The organism is Methylophilus sp. DMC18 (genome assembly GCF_056314005.1).
In genome coordinates this window covers 503643-527803 of the sequence record NZ_JBQUZE010000002.1, presented here as the reverse complement: position 1 = coordinate 527803, position 24161 = coordinate 503643, and the positions used below count along the sequence as shown (strand labels likewise).

Here is a 24161-nt window from a genome sequence, read left to right as displayed (position 1 = left end):
CAATATGAATTCTTTAGAAAAAAGTTCAGGCATTATAAAGGATTTTGACGTTTTCTTTAGACAACCAGCCCTGTAAATTGTGTAGCAGGTCGTCATGCAGCACGACTTGCCAGTCATCCCCTAGCATCAAACTCACCTGAGCAGACTGGTTATGGTAGTCGACTTTGATCGGACAACGCTTCTGTTCCTCACCGGCGTAGCGATAAGGCGTCAATACTGTCATGAGACGCTGCACATCCGAAGTGCCATTGCAGCTCAAGGTCAGCATTTGCGCAAAACGGTTACGCACGGCGGCCAGATCATAGAGTTTACGGGCGCTGACGCGGATGCCACCGGAGAACTCATCATTACTGATTCGCCCTTCTACCACCAGCAGCTGGTCTTCCTTGATCCACTGTGCGTGCTGATTCAACAGTTCGCTACCGACGACCACATCCACGCGTCCGACGGCATCATCCAGCGTCACAATCGCCATTTTTCCGCGCTGCGTCATGCGGACACGTACGCCCATGACCACCCCGGCCAGCAGTTTCGGCTGCTCTTGTGGCGCCAGTTCACCCAGATTGCCTTTAATAAAGGGGCCAAGCTGCGCTTTGTAGCTTAAATAAGGGTGGCCACTCAAGTAAAAACCCAGCGCCGTTTTTTCTTCTTGCAAGGCCTGCTCAGGGCTCCAGGCGGCAATATCCGGTAAAGCATGCTGCGTTTCGATCACCCCGCCAAACAGGCAATCTTGCCCGGCGTGTGCCGCGCCCTGCTCTGCGACACTGATCGCCCTATCCAGGCCCGCCAGCAACGCAGCCCGGTTAGGTTCCAGCTTGTCAAAAGCGCCGGCGCGGATCAGGGATTCAATCACCCGACGGTTGACCTTGCGCAAATCCAGGCGCTGACAAAAATCGAATAAGTCTTTGAAAGGGCCTTGAGACTGACGGGACGCCATAATCAACTCAATCGCCGCCAGGCCGGTGCCTTTGATGGCGCCCAGGCCGTAAAGCACCTGCTGCGCATTGAGCGGCTTGAACTGATAGACACTGGCATTGATGTCTGGCGGCAATACTTCGATATGATTGGCGCCGCAGTCATCAAAAAACGTATGCACGTTATCGGTGTTGTTCATATCGGCAGACATGGTCGCCGCCAGAAAAGCCGCCGGGTAATGCGCTTTGAGGTAAGCGGTATGATAAGCCACCAAGGCATACGCTGCCGCATGCGACTTGTTAAAGCCGTAACCCGCGAACTTTTCCAGCAAGTCAAACAAATCGTTGGACTGCTGCAAAGTCAGGCCATTTTTGAGCGCACCTTCATTAAAGATTTCGCGCTGTTTAACCATCTCTTCCGGTTTTTTCTTACCCATGGCGCGGCGCAGCAAGTCTGCACCACCGAGACTATACCCGGCGACCACCTGGGCGATCTGCATCACCTGTTCCTGATACACGGCAATACCGTAGGTTTCCTTGAGAATAGATTCGGTCGACGGGTGCGGGTATTCCACGCGCTGCGTGCCATGTTTACGGCGGCAGAAGTCTGGAATCAGATCCATTGGGCCAGGACGGTACAAGGCAACCAGCGCAATAATGTCTTCAAACAAGTCTGGCTTGGCTTGCTTAAGCATATCTTTCATGCCGCGCGATTCCAGCTGGAACACCGCTGTCGTATTGGCTGTTTTCAGCAGATGGTAGCTACGCTTGTCATCGAGCGGAATCGTCTCAAAACTCAGTGGTGGCAACGTTTCTTGCGCGCGCTGCGCATTGGCGTTTTCAAGCGCCATATTGAGGATAGTCAGCGTGCGCAGGCCCAAAAAGTCGAACTTAACCAGGCCGACCGCCTCCACATCATCCTTATCATATTGACTGACCAGACTGTCGCCATTGGGCTGGCAATAGACGGGCGAGAAATCTGAAATCTTGCCAGGCGCAATCAACACCCCCCCGGCGTGCATACCGATGTTACGGACCAGGCCTTCCAGCCGCAATGCCAAAGACAGTAATTCTGCGACCTCTTCTTCTTTTTCGCGGCGCTCTTGCAGTTGCGGCTCTTTTTCCAGTGCGGATTCAAGCGTGATGCCCAGCTCCATTGGAATGAGCTTAGCGATGCCATCGACAAAGTTGAACGGCAAATCCAGCACGCGGCCCACATCGCGGATCACCGCTTTGGCCGCCATGGTCCCGAAGGTGGCGATCTGAGACACCGAAGCCAAGCCATATTTGTGCTTGACGTAATCGATGACGCGATCTCGCCCTTCCTGACAGAAGTCAATATCAAAGTCGGGCATGGAGACCCGCTCCGGGTTTAAGAAACGCTCGAACAGCAGGTTGTATTTGAGCGGGTCGAGGTCGGTAATCCCCAAACTGTAAGCGACCAAAGACCCCGCACCGGAGCCCCGGCCTGGTCCGACTGGCACGCCGTTGTTTTTTGCCCAGTTAATAAAATCGGCCACGATCAAAAAGTAGCCAGGAAACCCCATCTGAATGATGATGCCGCACTCAAACTGCAAGCGCGCTTCGTATTCAGCTCGTTTGGCTTCCCGCAGCTGTTCATCCGGGTACAAATAGGCCAGGCGGTGCTCCAAGCCTGCTTTAGACTGGTCCACCAGATATTGATCCAGACTCTCACCATTAGGCGTCGGAAAATCGGGCAGGTAATTTTTCCCCAAAGTCAGCGTCAGGTTGCAGCGCTTGGCAATCTCCACCGAGTTTTGCAAGGCGATGGGCATATCGGCGAACAAAGCCTGCATTTCTGCCTGGGTTTTCACATACTGGGTGGCGACAAAACGCTTGGGTCTACGGGTATCGGCCAGCACATAGCCTTCCGCGATACAGGTGCGCGCCTCGTGCGCCATAAAGTCATCCGGCGTCTGGAACTGGATCGGATGCGTTGCCACCACAGGTAAATCGAGCTGCTGTGCAATGGCGATGGTTTGTCTGATCAATTGCTCTTGGGCATAGGCTTCGGTATTGCCGGGCACATGTACGCGCTGAACTTCCAGGTAGTAGCGGCCTTCAAATACCCCGGCCCAGTGTGCTGCCGCTTGCAAGGCTTGAGCCTGGTTGCCAGCCTGCAGTGCCTGTCCAATGTCACCGGCAGTAAAGCCCGACAGCAGCAATAGACCTGCGTTTTTTTGCTGTAACCACTCGGGTTTGATTTCTGCCCGTTCACGGTACTGGTTCTCCAGATAGGCGCGACTGAGTAATTCACACAGATTGCGATAGCCCTGCTGCGTTTGTACCAGTAACAGCAAGCGGTGAGGCTGGTCGCGCTGGAGCGGATTCTCGATCCAGACATCACAGCCCAGAATCGGTTTGAGCCCCTTGCCACGGGCAGCCTTGTAAAACTTGATCGCCCCAAACAGGTTAGCCAGATCGGTCAGCGCAATCGCTGGCATGGCATCACTTTTTGCAGCCTTGACGTAATCATCAATGCGCACCGTGCCATCCACAATGGAATACTCACTGTGGCAACGCAGGTGAATAAATGCAGGTTGGAGAGAGGGTGTTTCAGGCGCTTCCATCACTTTATTTTAACCGCCAACCTGCTTTTTTGTACCCATGCCGACGACAAATAATGTCATTGACAGCCTCAAAAAAGCCATGCAAACCTCGTAAAAAATGGATTGTTGATAGTTGTAAAAAATTGAAACGAACCGGGATTATGTTCTATGATGGCAGGCGTTTTTGTCATAAGCGATAGATCACATGCCCAATGCCACTGCCCTGCTCGATGACCCGATACTGGTGGAGGACGAGCTGCCTGCCGTGGGGCAGCCCCTGCCGTATTTCCAGCTAGTTAACCGCGAGCTTGAGGACGTTGCGCTGGATGCCTTTGCAGGTCAGCGCAAGATACTGCATTTCTTCCCGGGCATTGATACGCCCACCAGTGCTAACAGCGTGCGTATTCTTGAGCGCATGGCGCTAGATCTGACTAACACCGCCATCCTGCATATTTCACCGGATTTACCATTCACCATGGCCCGCTTCTGCGCCATGGAAAGCCTGCCGCAATGCATGACTTTATCCACCTTGCGTGGCCGCGACATGCTCAAGAATTATGGCGTGCTCATGATGACCAGCAAACTGGCAGGCCTACCTGCACGCGCCATCATCGTCGCGGACGAAAATGACCGCGTCCTCCACGTTGAATTGGTCAAGGACCTGGTCATGGAACCAGACTACGAAGCCGTGCTTGCGGTGCTGCCCGCCTGATTCCCTTACTTTTTATGTGGTTGATTGCGTTGCGCTGACACGTTAAAGTGCTTGTTTAAGTTTTATTCATCACATTTTGGAGAACACTATGTCTAGCGTTACGCTCAAAGGAAATCCGGTCGCGGTTGGCGGTAAATTTTTAACCAAAGGCGACAAGGCTCCTGATTTTCAATTGGCAGATGCCAAACGCAACCTGCTTGGTCTGGATGCGTTTTCAGGCAAGCGTAAAGTCTTGAACATTTTCCCTAGCATTGATACGCCCACCTGCGCCACCTCAGTGCGCACCTTCAACAAGGAAGCCAGTAGCGTCAGCAACACCGTCGTGCTGTGCGTGTCTGCAGACCTGCCTTTCGCACAAAGCCGTTTCTGCGGTGCAGAAGGTCTGGAGAATGTTGTAACCCTGTCTACCTTCCGCGATACAGCCAAATTTGGCAATGATTATGGCGTCCTGATCACCGATAGCAGCCTGGCAGGCCTGACTGCACGTGCAGTGGTTGTACTGGATGAGAACAATCAGGTATTGCATAGCGAACTGGTTGGCGAAATTGCTGACGAACCAAACTATGCTGCTGCCTTGGCAGTCCTCAAATAAGTCAGCAGATTTGAGTAATAAAAAAGCCAGCATTAAGCTGGCTTTTTTATTACTGCTTTTATATTGCTAAAGACCCGTCTTAAATACTTTTAAACGCGCTTGAACAACAAGCTGCCGTTAGTCCCACCAAAACCAAAATTGTTTTTGAGGGCATATTCAATCTGCAAGTCACGTGCCGTGTTGGCACAGTAATCCAGATCGCAATCCGGATCAGGATTCAACAGGTTGATGGTCGGTGGTGAAATCTGATGGTAAATCGATAACACCGTAAAGACCGACTCCAGACCGCCTGCGCCACCGAGCAAGTGACCAGTCATCGATTTGGTCGAATTGACTACCAGCTTGTAGGCATGATCGCCAAACGTTGCCTTGATGGCATTGGTTTCATTGGTATCGCCCAGGGGCGTCGAGGTCCCGTGCGCATTCATGAACTGGACTTGGTCCGGGTTCACCCCTGCATTTTTGAGCGCGTTAACCATGGAGCGGCGTGGACCATCCATATTCGGTGCGGTCATATGATAGGCATCGGCACTCAAGCCGTAACCTGCCACCTCGGCATAAATTTTGGCACCGCGTGCTTTGGCATGCTCATACTCTTCGAGCACCATCACCCCTGCACCTTCACCGATGACAAACCCATCACGGTCTTTATCCCAGGGACGGCTGGCCGTCGCGGGATCGTCATTGCGTGTAGACAAGGCTCGCGCAGAGGCAAAGCCACCGACACTGAGCTCGGTAATGGCCGCTTCGGCCCCACCTGCCACCATGACATCGGCGTCACCATACTCAATCATACGTGCGGCTTCACCAATGCTATGGGTGCCTGTGGTACAGGCAGTCACCACCGCAATATTCGGCCCTTTGAGACCCAACATGATGGACAAATTGCCCGAGATCATGTTGATGATGGTACCAGGAATAAAGAATGGCGAGATCTTGCGTGGGCCACCTTCGTCATAACTGTCGTTGGTGGACTCAATCAAGCCCAAACCACCAATCCCGGAACCAATGGTCACGCCAATGCGTTCTGCATTTGCGTCGGTCACTTCCAGGCCAGAATCACGGAAAGCCTCCAAGCCAGCAGCCAGACCGTACTGGATAAAAGTATCCATGCGGCGTGCATCCTTGGCTGGAATAAAGTCTTCAGCGTTGAATCCCTTAACCTCACCTGCGATTTGCGAGGCAAATGGGGTAGGATCAAATTTAGTGATACGGGTAATGCCTGATTGACCAGCGACCAGATTGTTCCAAGCGGTTTGGGTACCAATCCCTACTGGAGACACCACGCCCAAGCCAGTTACTACTACTCTGCGTTTCGTCATAATAGAAAATCAGCCCTCTTGCGAGGGCTGATTGAAGAATGAAGTCAATGAATTACTTGAGGTTTGCGTTGACGTAGTCAATCGCTTGCTGCACTGTAGTGATTTTTTCAGCTTCTTCGTCAGGGATTTCGCAATCGAACTCTTCTTCCAAAGCCATTACTAATTCTACGGTGTCCAGAGAATCTGCACCCAGATCATCTACGAAAGATGATGTGTTTTTTACGTCAGCTTCGTTTGCACCTAATTGTTCACAAACGATTTTCTTTACGCGTTGTTCGATGTCGGACATCTAAAATACCCCTTTGTTGATAAGTGTCGTGTACAGTAAACCAGTATTCTAGCAAAACTTGCCCAGAATACCAAAGAAACTAAATATTAAGCGCAGTACATGCCGCCATTGACATGGATGGTTTCGCCCGTGATATAAGCGGCCGCTGGCGAAGCCAGGAAAGCCACTGTCGCCGCGATTTCATCCACAGCCCCCAAACGCCCAAGCGCAATACGCTCCAGCATTTTGGTCTTGATATCGTCAGGTAGTTCAGCGGTCATATCCGTGGCGATAAAGCCAGGCGCCACACAGTTCACAGTAATACCGCGACTGCCGACTTCTTGCGCCATAGACTTGGTAAAGCCAGTCATCCCAGCCTTGGCCGCTGCGTAGTTGGTCTGCCCGGCATTGCCCATATGACCCACCACGCTGGAAATGTTGATAATACGTCCCTGACGCGCTTTCATCATTGGACGCAATACCGCCTGACTCATGCGGAATACGGACTTCAGGTTGGTCGTCAAGACCGCATCCCAGTCTTCGTCTTTCATGCGCATGAGCAAGGTATCTTTGGTGATGCCGGCATTATTCACCAGGATGCTGACATCCCCATACTGCTCGGCAATCTGCTTTAATACCGCCTCAATTTGTTCAGGCTGTGTCACATCCAGCGACATCCCGACGCCGTTGACCCCAGCTGCTTTCAAATGGGCGGTGATTGCTTCTGCGCCACTGACAGAGGTCGCCGTACCAATCACGGTGGCTCCCTGCTTGCCCAGGGCTTGTGCAATCGCTGCGCCTATGCCGCGGCTGGCGCCCGTCACTAATGCGATTTGTTGGTCAGACATGGTCTCTCCCTTATTGCGTAATCAATGTTTGCATGGCTTCGTCATTGACGAGCGCAACACAGCTCACCTCGGCCACAATGCGCTTGGCTAAACCAGCCAGCACCTTGCCGGGGCCACATTCAGCGGCACTCAGCACCTCTTGTGCAGCCAGCTGTTGCACGGTCTCCACCCAGCGGACCGGGCTATAGAGCTGGCGAACCAGCGCGTCTTTAATCTGCACGACATCCGCGTAGGCTGCGACATCGGCGTTATGCAAGACAGGCACAACCGGCGCCTGTACATTCACGCCATTGAGATATTCGCGCAGCTTTTCAGCCGCCGGCTGCATGAGGTCGCAGTGCGAAGGCACGCTGACAGGCAATGCTAGCGCACGCTTGGCCCCTTTCGCCTTGGCTAACTCCATGCCACGCTCAACCGCCGCTTTGTCACCGGCAATGACAACCTGGCCTGGTGAGTTGAAGTTAACGGGCTGCAAGACTTGACCTTGTGCCGCCTCGGTACAAACAGCACGCACGGTATCATCATCCAGCCCCAAGATCGCTGCCATGGCCCCCTGGCCTTCCGGCACGGCTTGCTGCATTACCTGGGCGCGAAATTTTACCAGTGGCAAGGCATCCGCAAACGAAATGGCATTGGCTGCAACCAGTGCAGTGTACTCACCGAGACTATGCCCCGCCATCGCGGTTGGCAACTGGCCACCCAGCGCCTGATAAACACGCCAGGTAGCAATACCCGCGGTCAGCATGATGGGTTGTGTGTGTTCCGTCAGATTAATTTCTTCATTTGGCTCGGTGGCCATTTTCCAGAAATCTACCCCCAACACAGCCGAGGCTTCGTCAAAGGTTTGTTTAACGATGGCATGGGCTGCAAGTCCTTGCATCATGCCCACAGACTGTGAACCTTGACCAGGAAAGAAAAAAGCAAATTTAGACATATTGATTCAGTTATTTATTCAATTAAAACGGTCATGCAAGCACGGCATGCTTCATTGTTGAACCTTGGTACTGTTAGCACTGGTTAGTACTTTACCAGGACTGAGCCCCAGGTAAATCCACCACCAAAGGCCTCCATGAGCAAGGTATGTCCACGCTGGATGCGCCCGTCACGTACAGCCACATCCAGTGCGAGCGGAATTGAGGCTGCGGAGGTATTGCCATGGCGATCCACCGTCACGACGACTTTATCCATCGGCATTTCCAGTTTTTTGGCCGTTGCCTGCAAAATACGGATATTAGCCTGATGCGGCACCAGCCAGTCAATATCTGACTTTTGCATCTGGTTCGCTTCCAGCGTCTCATCGACGATCTGATCCAGTGTATTGACCGCCATTTTGAACACCGGATTCCCTTCCATCACCACCGTGTCAGGCCCATCAGGATTGCGCGGCACATGTAAATAGGTTTCGTAGTTGCCATCGGCGTGGATGTGGGTAGAAAGAATACCGGGTTGCTCACTGGCTTGCAGGATCACCGCACCGGCACCGTCGCCCCATAAAATGCAGTTGCTGCGGTCGCTGTAATCAGTAATACGGGTGAATGTATCCGCCCCAATCACCAGGACATTGCGGGACTGGCCAGACTTGATGAACTGGTTGGCGGTGGTCAGCGCATAGACAAAGCCACTGCATACCGCCTGTACATCAAAAGCGGGACAGCCGCTGATGCCCAATTTGCGTTGCACCATGGTCGCCACACTTGGAAAAATCTTGTCAGGCGTGGTTGTTGCCACAATAATCAGGTCGATCTGTTCAGCCGCGATGCCGGCCGCGTCAATCGCTTGACGCGCCGCGTTAGTCGCCAGATCGCTGGTACGTTCATCCGTGACGCGGTGGCGTTGTTTGATGCCAGTTCGGGCGTAAATCCACTCATCGGTGGTATCCACCATTTTTTCCAGATCGGCATTGGTCAAAATATGGGGTGGCAGGTAGCTTCCAGTACCTGCAATGCGAGCGTAAATCATTCGTGCGATTATGCCTTAATTGGTTTGAAACACCTAACAAAAAGGGGTTCAGGGTTGCTCGGAGGTCGTCAGATGCTCAATCTCCAACTGCGACTGAATACGCTTGAGGACACCACTCTGCGCCTCTTCCATCGCGACATGAATCGCATGGTAAAAACCGACGCTGTCTGCGCCACCATGACTCTTGACCACAATGCCACGCAAGCCCAAAAAGCTTGCCCCATTATAAAGTCTTGGATCTACCCGCTTTTTAAAGGCCTTTAGCACCGGGAAAGCGCCCAGCGCCATCAATTTGGTCAACCAGTTACGTTTAAATTCCTGGGTGAGGAATTTACCCATCATATGCGCAAGGCCTTCGGTAGTTTTTAACGATACGTTGCCAACGAAACCGTCACAAACGACCACGTCTGTCGTGCCCTTGAAGATATCGTCGCCTTCTACATTGCCGTAAAAATTCAAATGACTGCCGCGTAACAACTCCGCCGCCTGCTTGACTACCTCATTGCCCTTGATATCTTCAGAACCGATATTGAGCAAACCCACGGTTGGATTCGGCTTATTGGTCAGGCAGCTCACCACCATCGCGCCCATAATGGCAAACTGGTACAAATGCTCAGGCGTACAGTCGGCATTCGCCCCCAGATCCAGCATAAATGTACTGCCTTTTTCAGAGGGTAAAGTCGAGGCAATGGCTGGCCGGTCAATCCCGGGCAAGGTTTTGAGGACAAAACGTGCGGTCGCCATCAACGCACCGGTGTTACCGGCACTCACGCAAGCCTGCGCTTCTCCCGTTTTCACCATATTAATAGCCACCCGCATAGAAGAATCTTTTTTGTTCTTCATCGCACTTTGTGGCGACTCATCCATCAACACCACTTCACTGGCATGGCGGATACGCAATCGCGGTCCCGGCTGGACATTCAAGACCTTAAGCTCGGATTCAATTGCCTCTTGCAGGCCGACCAGGATAATGTTTAATTCAGGATTTTCGTTCAGAATTCGAACTGCCGCGGGCACAGTCACATGCGGACCGTGATCTCCTCCCATGGCATCAATGGCAATCACTACTTCATGTGAATGCACGTGTTGACCAGTTGTCATGTGATTTTCCAAGTTTGTTAACTTTGCGCGTTTAAGCGCAGCCATCACAGCGGCTTACGTCAGATACGCAAACGCCGCGCATTTTACTGCGCGGCGCGTTTTAAAGCGGTTCGCTTTAATGTGGCGATTATTCGCCTTTTGCAGGCATCACTTTGCGGCCACGGTAAAAACCGTTAGGGCTCACGTGATGACGCAAATGCACTTCACCTGTGGTTGGCTCAATTGCCAAAGGTGGGTTAGTCAAAAAGTCGTGGGAACGGTGCATACCACGCTTGGAAGGTGTCTTTTTGTTTTGCTGAACGGCCATTTAAGTTACTCCAATATCAAACCGCCACACCTCATGTATCGAAGCTCAATGACAGTTTATAAAACAAACTCGGTTATTAATAAATTAAAAATGCTACCTAATCCAGCATTATAAAATAACTCAGGGATAACTGCAAATAAATCATGCAAATATCGCTTTTCATTGGTTTATTTGCCATGATTCGCGGCATGAACACCCAGCTTACGGGGTTATTTGTCCAGCTTCAACTGCTTGAGCACAGCAAATGGATTCGGCTTTTCACCCGCAGACTGCTGTAATTGTGTACACGCCTCTTCATGCATGACAGAGATAGGCAGCGCCATCAACAACTCATCCTCGACCAACACTTCCAGTGACGACTCATCCGTAGATTCCAGCCAATCCACCGTTTCATCTTCTAGCAATGCTTCCGGCGGCTCATCACAAAGCGCAAATTCAAAGGTCATCTCTAGCGACTCTGGCATGGGCTCAAAGCAGCGCTGGCACACCAGCGGCAAAGTCGTCTGCAAACTTAGCGCCAGCATAGGCAGCGACACCTCACCAAAATAGCGGGATGGCAAGCCTTGCAACCGATAATGCACCTGCATGCCGTCGAGCGCGGCCGCATCCGTCACTCCTAGCGCTTGCAACGCCTCATGTAACCTGGGCATAGCGCTCAGCGCTAACACCCCCTCAACGGTTTTTTGCTGCTTTGCAAGCTCCTGAAAATGCGCCATGATCTTTACCAAACAATTCAATCAACTATTAAGCCGGCACTATAACAAACTCAATGATCATTGACGACTAAAACACGGACAAGACCAGCACTAAAATGACAGGCCTCTGTTTAAGCGCAAGGTTTGTTGTTATAATGACACCGCATCACGCGGCGCTCTGTTCAAGGGCTCACCCATGGTGCCGGTTTGCCTGATCGGCCATTTGTTGCTGTAGCAAAGACGACTCCAAACCACAACCAAATCAACTTGAACCGTTTTATATTCAGTCTCCTGGAGATTGAAAAACTCGGTTGAGTTACTAAAAGACTCTAGTCCTTTTTTCTTGCTTTAAGGGTAATGTGTGTTTAAGAAAATTTTAGTCGCGAATCGCGGTGAAATTGCGGTGCGCATCGTACGTGCCTGCTCTGAAATGGGCATTAAATCGGTAGCTATTTACTCCGATGCTGACCGCCATGCGTTGCATGTTAAAAAGGCAGACGAAGCCTATAACATTGGCTCAGACCCTGTCGCAGGCTACCTGAACGCACACAATATAGTCAACATTGCTGTGGCTGCAGGCTGTGACGCCTTGCATCCTGGTTATGGCTTCCTGTCAGAGAATCCAGAACTTGCTGAAGTCTGCGAACGTCGCGGCATCAAGTTCATTGGTCCTGATGCCGACGTCATCCGTCAAATGGGTGACAAGATCCAGGCACGTAATGCCATGATTAACGCAGGCATTCCTTGCGTGCCAGGCAGTGAAGGCAATCTGGAATCGGTAGAGGCCGCAGTGACTTTGGCCAATAAAATTGGCTATCCCGTGATGCTCAAGGCGACGAATGGTGGCGGTGGCCGCGGAATTCGTCGTTGCGATAGCGAGAAAGAGCTGCTCAGCAACTATGACCGCGTCATTTCAGAAGCCAGCAAAGCCTTTGGCAAGCCAGAAGTCTTTCTCGAAAAGTGCGTGGTGCATCCGCGCCATATCGAAGTGCAAGTGCTGGCCGACTCACATGGCAATGTCATTCATTTGTTTGAACGCGATTGTTCCATCCAGCGTCGTAACCAGAAACTGATCGAGATCGCCCCCTCTCCACAACTGACTCAAGCCCAACGTGAATATATCGGTGGTCTGGGTGTGAAAGCGGCTAAGGCTGTCGGCTATGAAAACGCTGGTACGGTTGAGTTCTTGCTGGATTCAGACAATAACTTTTACTTCATGGAAATGAACACGCGCTTACAGGTAGAGCATACTGTGACCGAGACCATTACTGGCGTGGACATTGTTCAACAGCAGATTCGTGTTGCAGCCGGCTTACCGCTGCAATACAAGCAAAGTGAAATTGCTTTCCGTGGCTTTGCCATGGAGTACCGGATTAACGCAGAAGACCCGAAAAAAGACTTTTTGCCCAGCTTTGGTAAAATCACCCGCTACTATGCGCCCGGCGGTCCGGGTGTGCGTATGGATGCGGCGATTTACAGCGGATATGTCATCCCGCCTTACTACGACTCCATGTGTGCCAAACTGACAGTTTGGGCCCTGGATTGGGAAAGCGTGATTGAACGCGGTCGCCGTGCCTTGAATGACATGATTGTCTATGGCGTCAAAACGACCATTCCATACTACCAGCAGATCATGCAGCATCCGGACTTCCGCGCCGCTGATTTCAACACCAGCTTTGTGGAGCAACACCCCGAGCTGACTGAGTACGACGTAGGATTACCCAAAGAGTTGATGGCAGCCGCCATTGCGGCTGCGATTGCCGCCCACGAAGGCATTTGATTAACCCGCATTGCAAGATATTTATTTAGATCGACAAGACTATGAGCAAAATACATGTCACCGAACTCGTTTTAAGAGATGGTCACCAATCCCTGATTGCAACGCGCATGCGCACCGAAGACATGCTGCCGATCTGCAGCAAGCTGGATGAGATTGGGTTCTGGTCTCTCGAAGCCTGGGGCGGTGCAACCTTTGACGCTTGCGTCCGATTTTTGAAGGAAGATCCGTGGGAACGCCTGCGCAGCTTGCGTAAAGCCTTGCCCAATACGCCTATCAATATGCTGTTGCGTGGCCAGAACTTGCTGGGCTACCGCCATTACTCTGATGACGTCGTGCATGCCTTTGTCAAACAGGCAGCCGATGCCGGTGTCGATGTGTTCCGTATCTTTGATGCGATGAACGACATCCGCAACCTGAAAACCGCGATTGAAGCCGTTAAATCTGTCAAGAAACATGCCATCGGTACCCTGTCCTTTACGACCAGCCCGGTGCATGATGTGGCCTACTTTGTGAGCATGGCCAAAGAGCTTGAGGCGCTGGGCTGTGACAGCATTGGCGTCAAGGACATGGCCGGCCTGCTGACACCCACCATGGCTGCCGAACTGGTCAAAGGTCTGAAGGCTGCGGTCAGCGTGCCCGTACACATGCACAGCCATGCCACCTCCGGTCTGGCCAGTATGGTCTTGCTCAAGAGCGTGGAAAGCGGCGTGGATATTATTGATACCTGCAACTCTTCATTCTCCGAAGGTGCCAGCCATCCGACCACAGAAAGCCTAGTGGCCGCATTGAAAGGCACGGAATACGACACAGGCCTCGATTTGGGCAAGTTGCAGGAAATCACCGCCTACTTCAAAGAAGTGCGCAAGAAATACTGGCAATTTGAAAGCGAGTTTACCGGCGTGGATACCCGCGTTCTGGTCAACCAGGTACCAGGAGGCATGATTTCCAACCTGTCCAACCAGCTGAAGGAACAAGGTGCGCTTAACCGTATGGACGAGGTGCTTGCCGAGATTCCACGTGTGCGTCAAGATCTTGGTTATCCTCCGTTGGTGACGCCCACCTCACAAATCGTCGGGACACAAGCTGTACTGAACGTATTGACCGGTGGCCGCTACAAGTCCATTACCAACGAAGTCAAAAATTACTTGTTAGGCCAATATGGCAAAGCCCCTGCGGCAGTGAATGCTGAGGTGCGTAAACAAGCGGTCGGCGATGCTGAAGTCATTACCTGCCGTCCAGCAGACTTGCTGCAACCGGAAATGGTCAAGCTGCAGTCCGAGGCCGAGCGCTTTGCCAATAACGAGCAAGATGTATTGACCTATGCCATGTTCCCGGACATCGGTAAAACCTTCTTGCAAGAACGCAATGCAGGCTCATTGAATCCAGAGCCCTTGTTGAGCAAAGATGCGGTCACCCAGCAAACAGCAGCCGCCCGTTATGCACCGAATGAATTCAACATTACCCTGCATGGTGAAACCTACCATATCAAGCTGACCGGCAGCGGTCACGCGGGTGAAGAACGCAGACCTTACTATGTCAAGGTAGACGGCATTTCTGAAGAAGTGTTTGTTGAGACCTTGAGCGAAATGGAAGTCAGCGGTGGCGGCAGTAACGGCAGCAAGAAAAAAGCCGCTGCAGTCGCCGCGAGTGGGCGTCCACGCCCTCACCATCCAGGCTGCGTCACCACGGCAATGCCAGGCACGATAGTGACGGTAAAAGTGAATGTGGGTGACAAAGTCAATGCCGGTGATGGCGTGTTGGTGATCGAAGCCATGAAAATGGAAAACGAGATCCAGGCCAGCAAATCGGGCACCGTGGTCGCCATTCACGTGGCCAAGGGCGACAGTGTCACGCCAGATGAAACACTGATTGAAATTCAACCTGAATAATTACAATCAACAAAAATCCCTGAAGTAATTCAGGGATTTTTGCTTTTGAGCTACCTGATCCATGAAACAATCACTGATTCTTGCCTCCTCTTCACGTTACCGTCGTGAAGTACTGCAAAAGCTGCATTTACCGTTTACCTGCTTGTCACCAGAGATTGATGAAACCCCGTTGCCAAATGAAAGCCCCGAACAGACTGCTTTGCGCTTGGCAGAGGCCAAAGCCCGCAAAGTGGCAGAAACCCAGCCTGATGCGCTGATTATTGGCTGCGACCAGGTCGCGACCGTGGATGGTATGCAGATAGGTAAACCTGGCAATCATGCCAATGCTGTCAGGCAACTCACCATGCTCAGCGGCAAAGAGGTGGTTTTTCATAGTGCCTTGTGCCTGTATGACAGCCAACGACAGCACATGCAAGCCACCATCGTGCCCTATTTCGTTAAATTCAAATCCTTAAGTGCCAGCCAGATCGAGACCTACCTGCGCCTTGAACAACCTTATGATTGTGCAGGCAGTGCCAAATCTGAAGGCATGGGCATCGCACTGCTGGACTATATGCGCGGCGATGACCCGAATGCGCTGATAGGACTGCCCTTGATTGCCTTGGTCGAGATGCTGCGACAAGCGGGTGTAGACGTATTATCGGCTTCAACTCGATAGCATAAAACAAAGTCGTGTGTTAACTTTTGAACGGCCAATGCGTTTAGGCAGTCTCATGCTTAAAACGCAAATAACCCATAACGAAAGGATACACATGCGACTCAGCACCCTGCTATTTTTCTCCATGGGGACGGCTGCATTGACGTATGCAGCCGCTGCACAAGCGGAAACCACCCTCACCAGCCCGCAATCTGACCAGACCAGTGTGGCGGTGACGATTTACAATGAAGACCTTGCGCTGGTCAAAGACAGTCGCAAGTTAAAGTTAAGCAACGGGTTTTCTGCCGTTTCTTTCCGCGATGTCAGTGCGCAGATCAAGCCTGAAACCGCCTTGTTGCGTAGCTTGCTCCCTAACACCAGCTTGCAGGTGCTGGAGCAGAACTTCGACTTTGACTTGCTCACCCCGCACAAACTGCTAGAAAAATATGTCGGCCAACAAGTCACCGTGATTCGTACCAACCCGACCACAGGTGCCGAAACAGAAGAAACAGCCACCGTACTCTCTGCCCAGGATGGCCCGGTGCTCAAAATAGGTAACCGTATCGAAACCGTGATCCCGGGCCGTATCGCCTATCCTAACGTCCCCGGCATGCTCAAAGACCGTCCAACCCTGACGACGCAGTTGCAATATAAAGGCGGTGAACAGTCCACTCTGGAGCTCAGTTACCTCACAGGTGGCTTGCAGTGGAAAACCGACTATGTCGCTGAGCTCAGCAGCAAAGAGGATGCGATAGACCTGTCTGGCTGGGTCACGCTCACCAATACCAGCGGCACCAGCTATCCCAACGCAAAAGTGCAACTGGTGGCAGGGGATGTCAACCGTGTGCGTGAAGTGATCCACCCCAAAACCATGATGATGCGCGCGGATGCCATGGTCGCCGAAGCCGCCATGCCCACCGAGCAAGCATTACTCGAATATCATTTATACACCCTGCCACGCCCCACGACCATTGCAGAAAACCAAACCAAACAAGTGGCCTTGCTTTCTGCGCAACATATCCCGGCGCATAAAGAGCTGGTGCTGAATGGCTCGGAGTATTATTTCCAGGGTCAGTATCCTGATATCGACAAAAAACTCAAAGTGCAGGTCTTTGTAGAATTTGATAACAAAGAAAGTAGCCAGTTGGGCATTCCTCTGCCTAAAGGCACCATGCGCGTTTACAAAAAAGATCACGACGGCACGGCACAGTTTGTGGGCGAAGACCAGATCGACCATACACCAAAGAACGACACGGTGCGCCTCAAACTTGGCAATGCCTTTGATGTGACGGCTGACCGTGTGCAAACCGATTTTAAAAACCTGAGCAAGCAAAACCAGCCACCCGTGTATGAAAGCGCTTATACCATCACTTTGCACAACGCGAAAAAAGAAGCGGTCACCGTCACCGTGCAAGAGCCGATTGCAGGTAGCTGGAAAATACTAAGCGAATCACAGCCACACCAGAAAACCAGTGCCCACCAGGCCAGCTGGAAAATCAATGTGCCTGCCGATGGCGATGCCACGCTGAAATATCGTGTGCAGGTGAAATATTAGCCTGCCACACCCCGGCTCAACATGCTTCAAGGGCGTCAACAAAAGCATTCTTGCAAAAGAATGCTTTTTTGCTGTCTGGCCGTGGGATAATCACGCTGTTTAACTCATTAAGATTGCCATGACTGCTGGAACCCTCTACTTTATTCCCGTCCCCCTCACGGAAGACACCACGCCCCAACAAGTCGTACCGCCCGAAGTCATACAACGCATGCACAGCTTGCGTCACTTTATCGTCGAGAACGAAAAAACGGCCCGTCACTTTCTAGGCGCCAGCGGGCACCCAGTGCCTATGCGTGAAATCACGCTCACGGTGCTGACTAAAGATACACCGAATAAAGACCTGCAAAAGTTACTGCAACCTGTGCAACAGGGCATGGATGTTGGCTTGATGAGTGAAGCCGGTTGTCCGGGTATCGCCGATCCAGGGGCCGCGCTCGCCGCCGTCGCTCATCACAAAGGCATACGCGTCTCCCCGCTCATCGGCCCCAGCAGCTTGCTGCTGGCACTGATGGCCAGCGGCTTGAACGGCCAGAGATTTACGTTTTTAGGCTATCTTCCCAGCGATAAAAATGAACGTATCAGAACCATCAAAGGCATTGAGTTTGACTCAAAAAAACAGCAAGCTACCCAGCTGTTTATTGAAACACCCTACCGCAATCAGCATGTATTAGAAGACCTGATTGCTAACCTGCAAGCACAAACAAAATTATGTGTGGCCTGCAATGTGTCAGGCAAAGAAGAATTGATTGTGACAAAAACAGTGGCTGACTGGAAGAAAGCACCCCTGCCAGATTTGCATAAAAAACCGACCGTTTTTTTGCTGCTAGCCTAAGGGATCAAAAACGTACCACCCGCACACCAGAGGCAGCCTCGGGATTGGAGGCTGCCTGCTGCGCCTGATCATAATCACGTTGCGCTTGCAACACCTCATCCATATGCGTCTCAGACCAGTCCCGCAATGCGGCTAGCAGGCCCACCAGCGTGTTCCCCAGTGGTGTCATCTTGTACTCCACTCTTGGCGGCACCTCAGGATACACCGTACGCGCAATCAGCCCGTCCCGCTCCAACCCGCGCAATGTTTGCGTCAGCATCTTTTGTGAAATTCCACCAATCTCGCGCTGCAAGGTGCTAAACCGCTTGGTTTCATTCTCCAGCAACCCCAATACCAGTACCGTCCACTTATCTGCTATCCGGTTCAACATCAAACGTGTCGGGCACGCTGCCTGATACGCATTCCAGCTACTGACAATCTGCAACGGTTGTTCTATCTCTTCCAGCATGGCTTTCCCTCGGTATCTAAGACGTTCAAGTGAGTAACAAGTGCATAAGTTACTTTAAGGTACCTACTTACTAAAAGTAACCATTGAAATTATGATGCGCAACACCTACAACACGCAAGCATTTTCAACTCACTTAAGGAAGCCATATGCATCTATTCAAATCGCTGCTTACCACCTTGCTATTCACCACCCTGTTAACCAAAGGAACCCTCACCATGGCACAAGACCAAACGCAACAAAACAAACAACTGCTGGCAGACTTTGCCACTGCCGTCTTTGTGAAAAAAGACCTGAGCCAACTGCCCAACTTCATGCAGCCAGGCTATATTCAACACAACCCGCTCGTGCCACAAAGCCTGACTGGCTTCGAGCAATTCTTTAGTGCCTGGTTTAAAGCTGTACCAGACTGGCACTATCAACTGGAAAAGCTGGTCGCCGAAGGGGATACCGTTTGGGCGTATGGCGTGTATTCAGGGACACAAAAAGGCGACTGGTTAGGCATCCCGGCTACAGGCAAGCACTACAGTATTTACGCCGTGGATATTTTCAGGATCGAGAACGGTAAACTGGCCGAGCACTGGGATGTGCTGGATGCTTATGGCTTGTTCAAACAACTAGGCGTTATTCAGTAACTTTCACCGATTAAAAAGGCCTATCCAAGATAGGCCTTTTTTGCGCCTACAGCAATATCCGCTACCGCACTGCTTAAAGCGATTTGAACTATATGATCCAACCGCGGTATTAATCAATCAGTACATCACTGATGAAAAGAATGCATACAAAACAATCATTACCGAGAAAAGGAATGAATAGGCCGCCCAAGTGGGCTATTTTTACGGCGGTTTTCATAGCGGATAAAGCAATGGTGATTGTAGAGGCCGTTTAAAAAAGCAGTCTTGGACAAGAATTGTTTTTAAGTACTATCGTGGGATAATCCGGCTTTGCAATCTCCTCTATCTCTTTGGCTGCCATCCTTGATACTTCATTTTATGCGTAAATCTCTGATTGTTAATCTGCTGATCAATTAGTGAGTGCCGGACATGTCAGACCAAGAGCACAGACGCATCGCACATATTGATATGGATGCTTTTTTTGCATCTTGCGAATTGTCACGCTACCCGGAGTTGAAAGGCTTGCCCATGGTGGTGGCCGGTGGCTCCTCACATGTGCCGAGGATCAGAGAAGATGGTACACGCGAATTCTCGCGCTTGCGTGATTACGCAGGGCGCGGCGTGTTGACCACAGCCACCTACGAAGCGCGGGCGCTGGGCTTGAACTCGGCCATGCCCACCATGCAGGCAGCCAAACTCGCGCCAGATGCGGTCTTGCTACCGGTCAACTTCGAACTCTATCGCCATTACTCGCAGTTGTTCAAAGCAGCGATTCGTAGCATCAGCCCGCAGGTGGAGAATATTGGAATCGATGAAGTCTACGCCGATGTTTCGGCGCTGCCAGGAGACGCCACCGAGATTGCACAACAGCTGAAATCGGCCGTATTCGCTGCCACCGGCCTGACCTGTTCAGTCGGGATCGCCCCCAATAAACTATTGGCAAAGTTATGCTCTGAAATGCAAAAGCCAGATGGCATCACGGTCATCACGATGTCAGATGTCCCCAGCCGCATCTGGCCGATGGCGGCAAAAAAGATCAATGGCATTGGTCCCAAAGCCAGTGCAAAACTCGAATCGTTGCAGATTAAGACCATAGGCCAAATCGCCGCTATGAGCGAAGCCTGGCTTGTTCAACATTTTGGCAATCGCTATGGCAGGTGGTTATACCGTGTTTCCCGCGGTCAGGACGACAGACCGGTCGTGACAGAAAGCGTCCCGGTCTCCATGAGCAGGGAGACCACTTTCGAACGCAACTTGCATCCGGTGAGAGACAAACCAGCGCTGAGCGAGGCATTTACCCGCTTATGTGAACGTGTCGCCAACGATCTGCAAAAGAAAGGCTATACCTGCTGCAAGGTCGGGATCAAGCTGCGTTTTGAGGACTTTAAAACGGTCACGCGCGACCTCACCTTGCCCACGGCGATCAGCGATGCGAAATCGCTACGGCTTTTTGCTGGAAAATGCCTGAAAAGGATAAATCTTGATAAAAGGATACGATTATTAGGCGTAAAAACCAGCGGTCTGCTGCGTGCTGATCGTATAAACCAAACGGATTCAGCGCAATTTACCCTAGACTTTGACGAGTAAGACGCACACGCTTTTAAAATCGGGGCTAGACGGCTACTGCCCCCGCATAAACATCTTATCCAAATCGGCCAAACTCACCTGAAACCAGGTGGGTCTGCCGTGATTGCACTGCCCGCTTCTTTCAGTCGCCTCCATATCACGCAACAAGGCGTTCATTTCAGTAATGGTCAGTTGCCGGTTAGCACGAACGGCAGCGTGGCAGGCCATGGTACCCAGTACTTCGTTTTGCCGTTCTAGCAGCACGCGGCTGGCGCCATATTCGTGTAAGTCGCGTAATACAGCACGGGCCAGCGCGACGGCATCGGCATCTTGCAGCATGGTGGGGATGGCACGAATGGCAATCGTGGTGGGTGACAAGGTAGCCAACTCAAAGCCCAGTTGCTGTAATGTGTCGCTGCCTTGCAAGGATTGCAGCGTGGCAACTTCAACTTTTTCGGCATAAAAACTGATGGGGATCAGCAACGGCTGAGTTGCGATGGCCTGCTCGCTCAGGGCATTTTTCAGGCGCTCGTACATGATGCGCTCATGCGCGGCGTGCATATCGACCACCACCATGCCTTGGGCGTTTTGGGCAAGGATATAAATCCCATGCAACTGCCCCAGCGCAAACCCCAACGGGTATTGTTGCGGCAGATCTGGCGTGGGTTGTATCGGCTGATCCAAGGCCGCCACCGTAGCAAACACCTCTAAAGAATTACTTTCAAGGATGGTCGCTTGATCCATCGCGGCCGGTTTTAAGTCGCCGTAAAGTTGACCATAAAACTGCTGCGCCATGTCACCCCCGTTGCTGATATTGGGGGGGTAGCTGCCGCCAAAGACCGGGCGATTGTGCAGTGGCATTTCCACCTGTTCGCGTGGCATGCTAAACACAGAGGCATCCGTGCCTGGGCGGAAGGGATTAAAAGGCGCTTGCACGGGCTGGCTGGCTTGTATCTCGGCGGAGGTTTTACCCAGGGCCTTGTGCAGGCTATGAAAAATAAAGCGGTGTACCGCTTGCGATTCGCGGAAGCGGACTTCGGTTTTGGCGGGATGCACGTTGACATCGACCAGGGAGGGATCCAGCTCAAGAAACAGCACAAAGGCCGGATGTTTATCGCCGTGCAACACATCCTGATAGGCTTGCTTGATGGCGTGCGCAATCAGCTTGTCGCGCACAAACCGGCCATTCACAAACACATATTGGCTATCGCGGCTGTGGCGCTGGTAAGTGGGCGAAGCGGTCATCCCCCACAGGCGCAAGCCACCGCTATTCTCTTCTAGCCAGAGGCTTTGTGCAGCAAATTCGCTCCCTAACACATCTGTGATGCGTTGCTGCGGGGTATTGGACGCCAAGCGGCTAATGGCTTTGCCATTGTGTTGCAACAAAAACCCGATATTCGGACGCGACAGGGCGACGCGGGTAAAGGCATCTTCACAATGGCCAAACTCGGTATTTTCGGTTTTGAGAAACTTGCGCCGCGCCGGGGTATTAAAGTACAAATCATGCACCTCAACAATGGTGCCTGCATCCAGTGCGGCCGGGCTCAGCTGTGGCGCTTGCGTGCCTTCTGCGGCGATTTGCCAGGCATGACTGGCGCTTTGCTGACGGCTGGTGAGCACAGTACGCGAGATAGAGGCAATACTGGCCAATGCCTCGCCCCTGAAGCCCAGGCTGCCAACTTGTTCGAGATCTTCAAGGCTCTCAATCTTGCTGGTGGCATGCCGTGTCAGCGCCAGGGCCAATTCATCCTTGGCAATTCCGTGACCATTGTCGGTGACTTTCAACAGCTTGATACCGCCTTGTTGCAAGGCTACCTGAATCTGCGTGCTGCCTGCATCCACACTGTTTTCGAGCAGCTCTTTCAGGGCGGAGGCTGGGCGTTCAACCACCTCACCGGCGGCAATTTGAGAAATCAGTTGATCGGGGAGAAGTTTAATTTGCATCTTGGCATTTTAAACCGTTTGGTAGAATGACTGTATGTTCTCAGAAGAATTTCAGGCGTATTTATCTCGCTTTACCCTCGCCCGCCAGCTGGGTCGCCAACATCATTTTTATGTCGGGCCCACCAACTCAGGCAAAACCTATCAGGCACTCGAAACCCTGCGCCAGGCTGAGTCTGGCGTTTATCTCGCGCCGTTACGTCTGCTGGCAATGGAGGTCCGCGACCGGCTGATGCAGGCGGGCGTCCCTTGCAATCTGGTGACTGGCGAAGAGCGTGTCATGGTGCCCGGTGCCAGACACACCGCCTCCACCATCGAAATGCTGCGGCCAGACCACGCCGTAGACGTCGCAGTGATTGATGAAATCCAGATGCTGATGGACCCGGACCGCGGCAGTGCGTGGACAGCGGCGCTGGTCGGGGTCCCTGCCAAACAAGTATTTATCTGCGGGGCCAACAGCGTCACCAGCAGCTGTACCCGCGTGCTGGATACGCTCAACGAGCCCTACACTCTCACTCATTTACAGCGCATGACACCGTTGCTGATCGAAGAACATAGTATTTGCGGTGCACGCTACCACGCCGCCAAACTACGCAAAGCACTACACACCGGTGATGCCATCATCGCCTTTAGCCGCAAAGATGTGCTGACACTGGCTGCGCGTATCCGCCAATGGGGGCTGTCTGTCGCCACCATCTATGGCGCCCTCTCGCCTGAAGTCCGCCGCGTCGAGTCTGCGCGTTTTGCCAGCGGCGAGGCGCACATTCTGGTCGCCACAGATGCCATAGGCATGGGGCTCAACCTGCCGATCCGCCGCGTGATTTTTGCCAATATCCATAAATTTGACGGCATCGCCTCGCGGCCGCTCAATGCCACCGAAATGCGCCAGATTGCCGGTCGGGCCGGACGCCATGGCTTATATGACACGGGATATGTCACCGTCCTGGAAGACGACGAGCAATGGCATTTACAGGCTATGTTAGACGCCGATGACACGGTGCCACCATTTGCCTTGCCGATTGCGATTGATGGCGGGGAGATTGAAGCGCTGAGTTTACACATCCCTACCTGGCGACTGGCCGAATGCATGGAGTACCTGCACAAGCAATATGCCAGGTCACCCGGCCAGTATGCCTTGCAGTGGCAAGTGACAAGCCTGCAACACCAGCAAGCCATGCTGATAGACCAAACCGCACCGCAACTCTCCATGCGGGACAAATACCGCTTGATGTGCGCCCCGCTCGCGATCCAGGTGCCGATTGCACGGGACTATTTTTTGCAATGCGTACAAGCCGTCGCTACGCAACAAGCCAGGTCATTGCCGCAAATGCCAGAATGGCTGAATGGCCAACAGGCGCAATATCTAGAGCAGGCTGAACTCATATGCCAGCATTTGAGCTTGTATAGCTGGTTATCGTATCAATATCCACGCATCTTTGTGGATAGCGCATTGATTGATGATGCCAGGAAAAAGCTCAATGGTTTTATTGGTCGGGCGTTGAGAGTTCAGGCGGGCTATGGCAAGACGCAAAGGGAAGCAGAATTAGGGCAATACTTTTAATAGCACTTCTACCAAGAACGCTTACAGCGTCCTTTTCGCCTGTAGGCAAAAAT

At 52.2% G+C, this 24161-nt stretch carries 21 protein-coding genes; 10 read left to right on the top strand and 11 right to left on the bottom strand.

Going from position 1 to position 24161, the window contains the following annotated elements:
* Window positions 1–25 precede the first annotated feature (25 nt).
* A complete protein-coding gene (gene dnaE / locus ACT53G_RS06445; RefSeq protein WP_379076128.1) occupies window positions 26–3505 on the bottom strand; it encodes a DNA polymerase III subunit alpha in 3480 nt (1159 codons plus the stop codon).
* Window positions 3506–3689: 184 nt separating this feature from the next.
* Here dnaE and tpx (ACT53G_RS06440) point away from each other — a divergent pair, with 184 nt between their 5' ends.
* Together tpx (ACT53G_RS06440) and tpx (ACT53G_RS06435) are read left to right on the top strand one after the other, a co-directional pair.
* Window positions 3690–4196 (top strand): thiol peroxidase, encoded by a 507-nt coding sequence (gene tpx / locus ACT53G_RS06440; protein ID WP_194747677.1) that lies wholly within the window; start codon window positions 3690–3692, stop codon window positions 4194–4196.
* A gap of 88 nt (window positions 4197–4284) precedes the next feature.
* The gene (gene tpx, locus ACT53G_RS06435) at window positions 4285–4788 is read left to right on the top strand and encodes a thiol peroxidase (protein ID WP_194747678.1); all 504 of its coding nucleotides are present in this window, start codon (window positions 4285–4287) and stop codon (window positions 4786–4788) included.
* 89 nt (window positions 4789–4877) lie between these two features.
* Here the strand turns inward: tpx (ACT53G_RS06435) and fabF are convergent, their stop codons facing one another.
* From fabF to ACT53G_RS06395, 8 genes are all read right to left on the bottom strand, one after another.
* Complete coding sequence (gene fabF / locus ACT53G_RS06430) at window positions 4878–6110, bottom strand: beta-ketoacyl-ACP synthase II (protein ID WP_476168984.1); 1233 nt, start codon at window positions 6108–6110, stop codon at window positions 4878–4880.
* A gap of 52 nt (window positions 6111–6162) precedes the next feature.
* Entirely contained in the window at window positions 6163–6399 is a 237-nt protein-coding gene (gene acpP, locus ACT53G_RS06425) for an acyl carrier protein (protein WP_018985321.1), read from the bottom strand.
* Between the two features lie 86 nt (window positions 6400–6485).
* Window positions 6486–7226, bottom strand: a complete 741-nt coding sequence (gene fabG, locus ACT53G_RS06420; RefSeq protein ID WP_476168983.1) for a 3-oxoacyl-ACP reductase FabG — start codon at window positions 7224–7226, stop codon at window positions 6486–6488.
* 10 nt (window positions 7227–7236) lie between these two features.
* Window positions 7237–8160: an ACP S-malonyltransferase gene (gene fabD / locus ACT53G_RS06415; protein ID WP_476154538.1), complete on the bottom strand. Its 924-nt coding sequence runs from the start codon at window positions 8158–8160 to the stop codon at window positions 7237–7239.
* An 83-nt stretch (window positions 8161–8243) separates the two neighbouring features.
* On the bottom strand, window positions 8244–9185 hold the full coding sequence (locus ACT53G_RS06410; RefSeq protein ID WP_476168982.1) for a beta-ketoacyl-ACP synthase III: 942 nt from the start codon (window positions 9183–9185) through the stop codon (window positions 8244–8246).
* 48 nt (window positions 9186–9233) lie between these two features.
* The gene (gene plsX / locus ACT53G_RS06405; RefSeq protein WP_194747684.1) at window positions 9234–10286 is read right to left on the bottom strand and encodes a phosphate acyltransferase PlsX; all 1053 of its coding nucleotides are present in this window, start codon (window positions 10284–10286) and stop codon (window positions 9234–9236) included.
* Window positions 10287–10413: 127 nt separating this feature from the next.
* Window positions 10414–10593 carry a 50S ribosomal protein L32 gene (rpmF, locus tag ACT53G_RS06400; protein ID WP_018985326.1) on the bottom strand — a complete coding sequence of 60 codons (180 nt, stop codon included), beginning with the start codon at window positions 10591–10593 and terminating at the stop codon, window positions 10414–10416.
* Window positions 10594–10802: 209 nt separating this feature from the next.
* Window positions 10803–11309 (bottom strand): YceD family protein, encoded by a 507-nt coding sequence (locus ACT53G_RS06395; protein WP_194747685.1) that lies wholly within the window; start codon window positions 11307–11309, stop codon window positions 10803–10805.
* A gap of 340 nt (window positions 11310–11649) precedes the next feature.
* On the opposite strand from ACT53G_RS06395, the gene ACT53G_RS06390 reads away from it, so the two are divergent.
* The 5 genes from ACT53G_RS06390 (at window position 11650) to ACT53G_RS06370 (ending at window position 17981) form a co-directional block, all read left to right on the top strand.
* Complete coding sequence (locus ACT53G_RS06390; protein WP_476168981.1) at window positions 11650–13068, top strand: acetyl-CoA carboxylase biotin carboxylase subunit; 1419 nt, start codon at window positions 11650–11652, stop codon at window positions 13066–13068.
* A 41-nt stretch (window positions 13069–13109) separates the two neighbouring features.
* Window positions 13110–14957: a sodium-extruding oxaloacetate decarboxylase subunit alpha gene (oadA, locus tag ACT53G_RS06385; RefSeq protein ID WP_194747687.1), complete on the top strand. Its 1848-nt coding sequence runs from the start codon at window positions 13110–13112 to the stop codon at window positions 14955–14957.
* Window positions 14958–15018: 61 nt separating this feature from the next.
* Window positions 15019–15615 carry a Maf family nucleotide pyrophosphatase gene (locus tag ACT53G_RS06380; protein WP_476168980.1) on the top strand — a complete coding sequence of 199 codons (597 nt, stop codon included), beginning with the start codon at window positions 15019–15021 and terminating at the stop codon, window positions 15613–15615.
* A 94-nt stretch (window positions 15616–15709) separates the two neighbouring features.
* Window positions 15710–17149 (top strand): DUF4139 domain-containing protein, encoded by a 1440-nt coding sequence (locus ACT53G_RS06375; RefSeq protein WP_476168979.1) that lies wholly within the window; start codon window positions 15710–15712, stop codon window positions 17147–17149.
* 118 nt (window positions 17150–17267) lie between these two features.
* A complete protein-coding gene (locus tag ACT53G_RS06370; RefSeq protein ID WP_194747690.1) occupies window positions 17268–17981 on the top strand; it encodes an SAM-dependent methyltransferase in 714 nt (237 codons plus the stop codon).
* Window positions 17982–17985: 4 nt separating this feature from the next.
* Here the strand turns inward: ACT53G_RS06370 and ACT53G_RS06365 are convergent, their stop codons facing one another.
* Window positions 17986–18429, bottom strand: a complete 444-nt coding sequence (locus tag ACT53G_RS06365; RefSeq protein WP_476168978.1) for a winged helix-turn-helix transcriptional regulator — start codon at window positions 18427–18429, stop codon at window positions 17986–17988.
* Between the two features lie 146 nt (window positions 18430–18575).
* On the opposite strand from ACT53G_RS06365, the gene ACT53G_RS06360 reads away from it, so the two are divergent.
* Entirely contained in the window at window positions 18576–19061 is a 486-nt protein-coding gene (locus tag ACT53G_RS06360) for an ester cyclase (RefSeq protein WP_275355368.1), read from the top strand.
* A gap of 408 nt (window positions 19062–19469) precedes the next feature.
* Window positions 19470–20627 (top strand): DNA polymerase IV, encoded by a 1158-nt coding sequence (gene dinB, locus ACT53G_RS06355; protein WP_476168977.1) that lies wholly within the window; start codon window positions 19470–19472, stop codon window positions 20625–20627.
* Window positions 20628–20660: 33 nt separating this feature from the next.
* On the opposite strand, the gene mutL is transcribed toward dinB, so the two are convergent.
* Entirely contained in the window at window positions 20661–22550 is a 1890-nt protein-coding gene (gene mutL, locus ACT53G_RS06350) for a DNA mismatch repair endonuclease MutL (protein WP_476168976.1), read from the bottom strand.
* Window positions 22551–22584: 34 nt separating this feature from the next.
* Here mutL and ACT53G_RS06345 point away from each other — a divergent pair, with 34 nt between their 5' ends.
* Window positions 22585–24108: a helicase-related protein gene (locus ACT53G_RS06345; RefSeq protein ID WP_476168975.1), complete on the top strand. Its 1524-nt coding sequence runs from the start codon at window positions 22585–22587 to the stop codon at window positions 24106–24108.
* The last annotated feature ends 53 nt before the right edge of the window (window positions 24109–24161 follow it).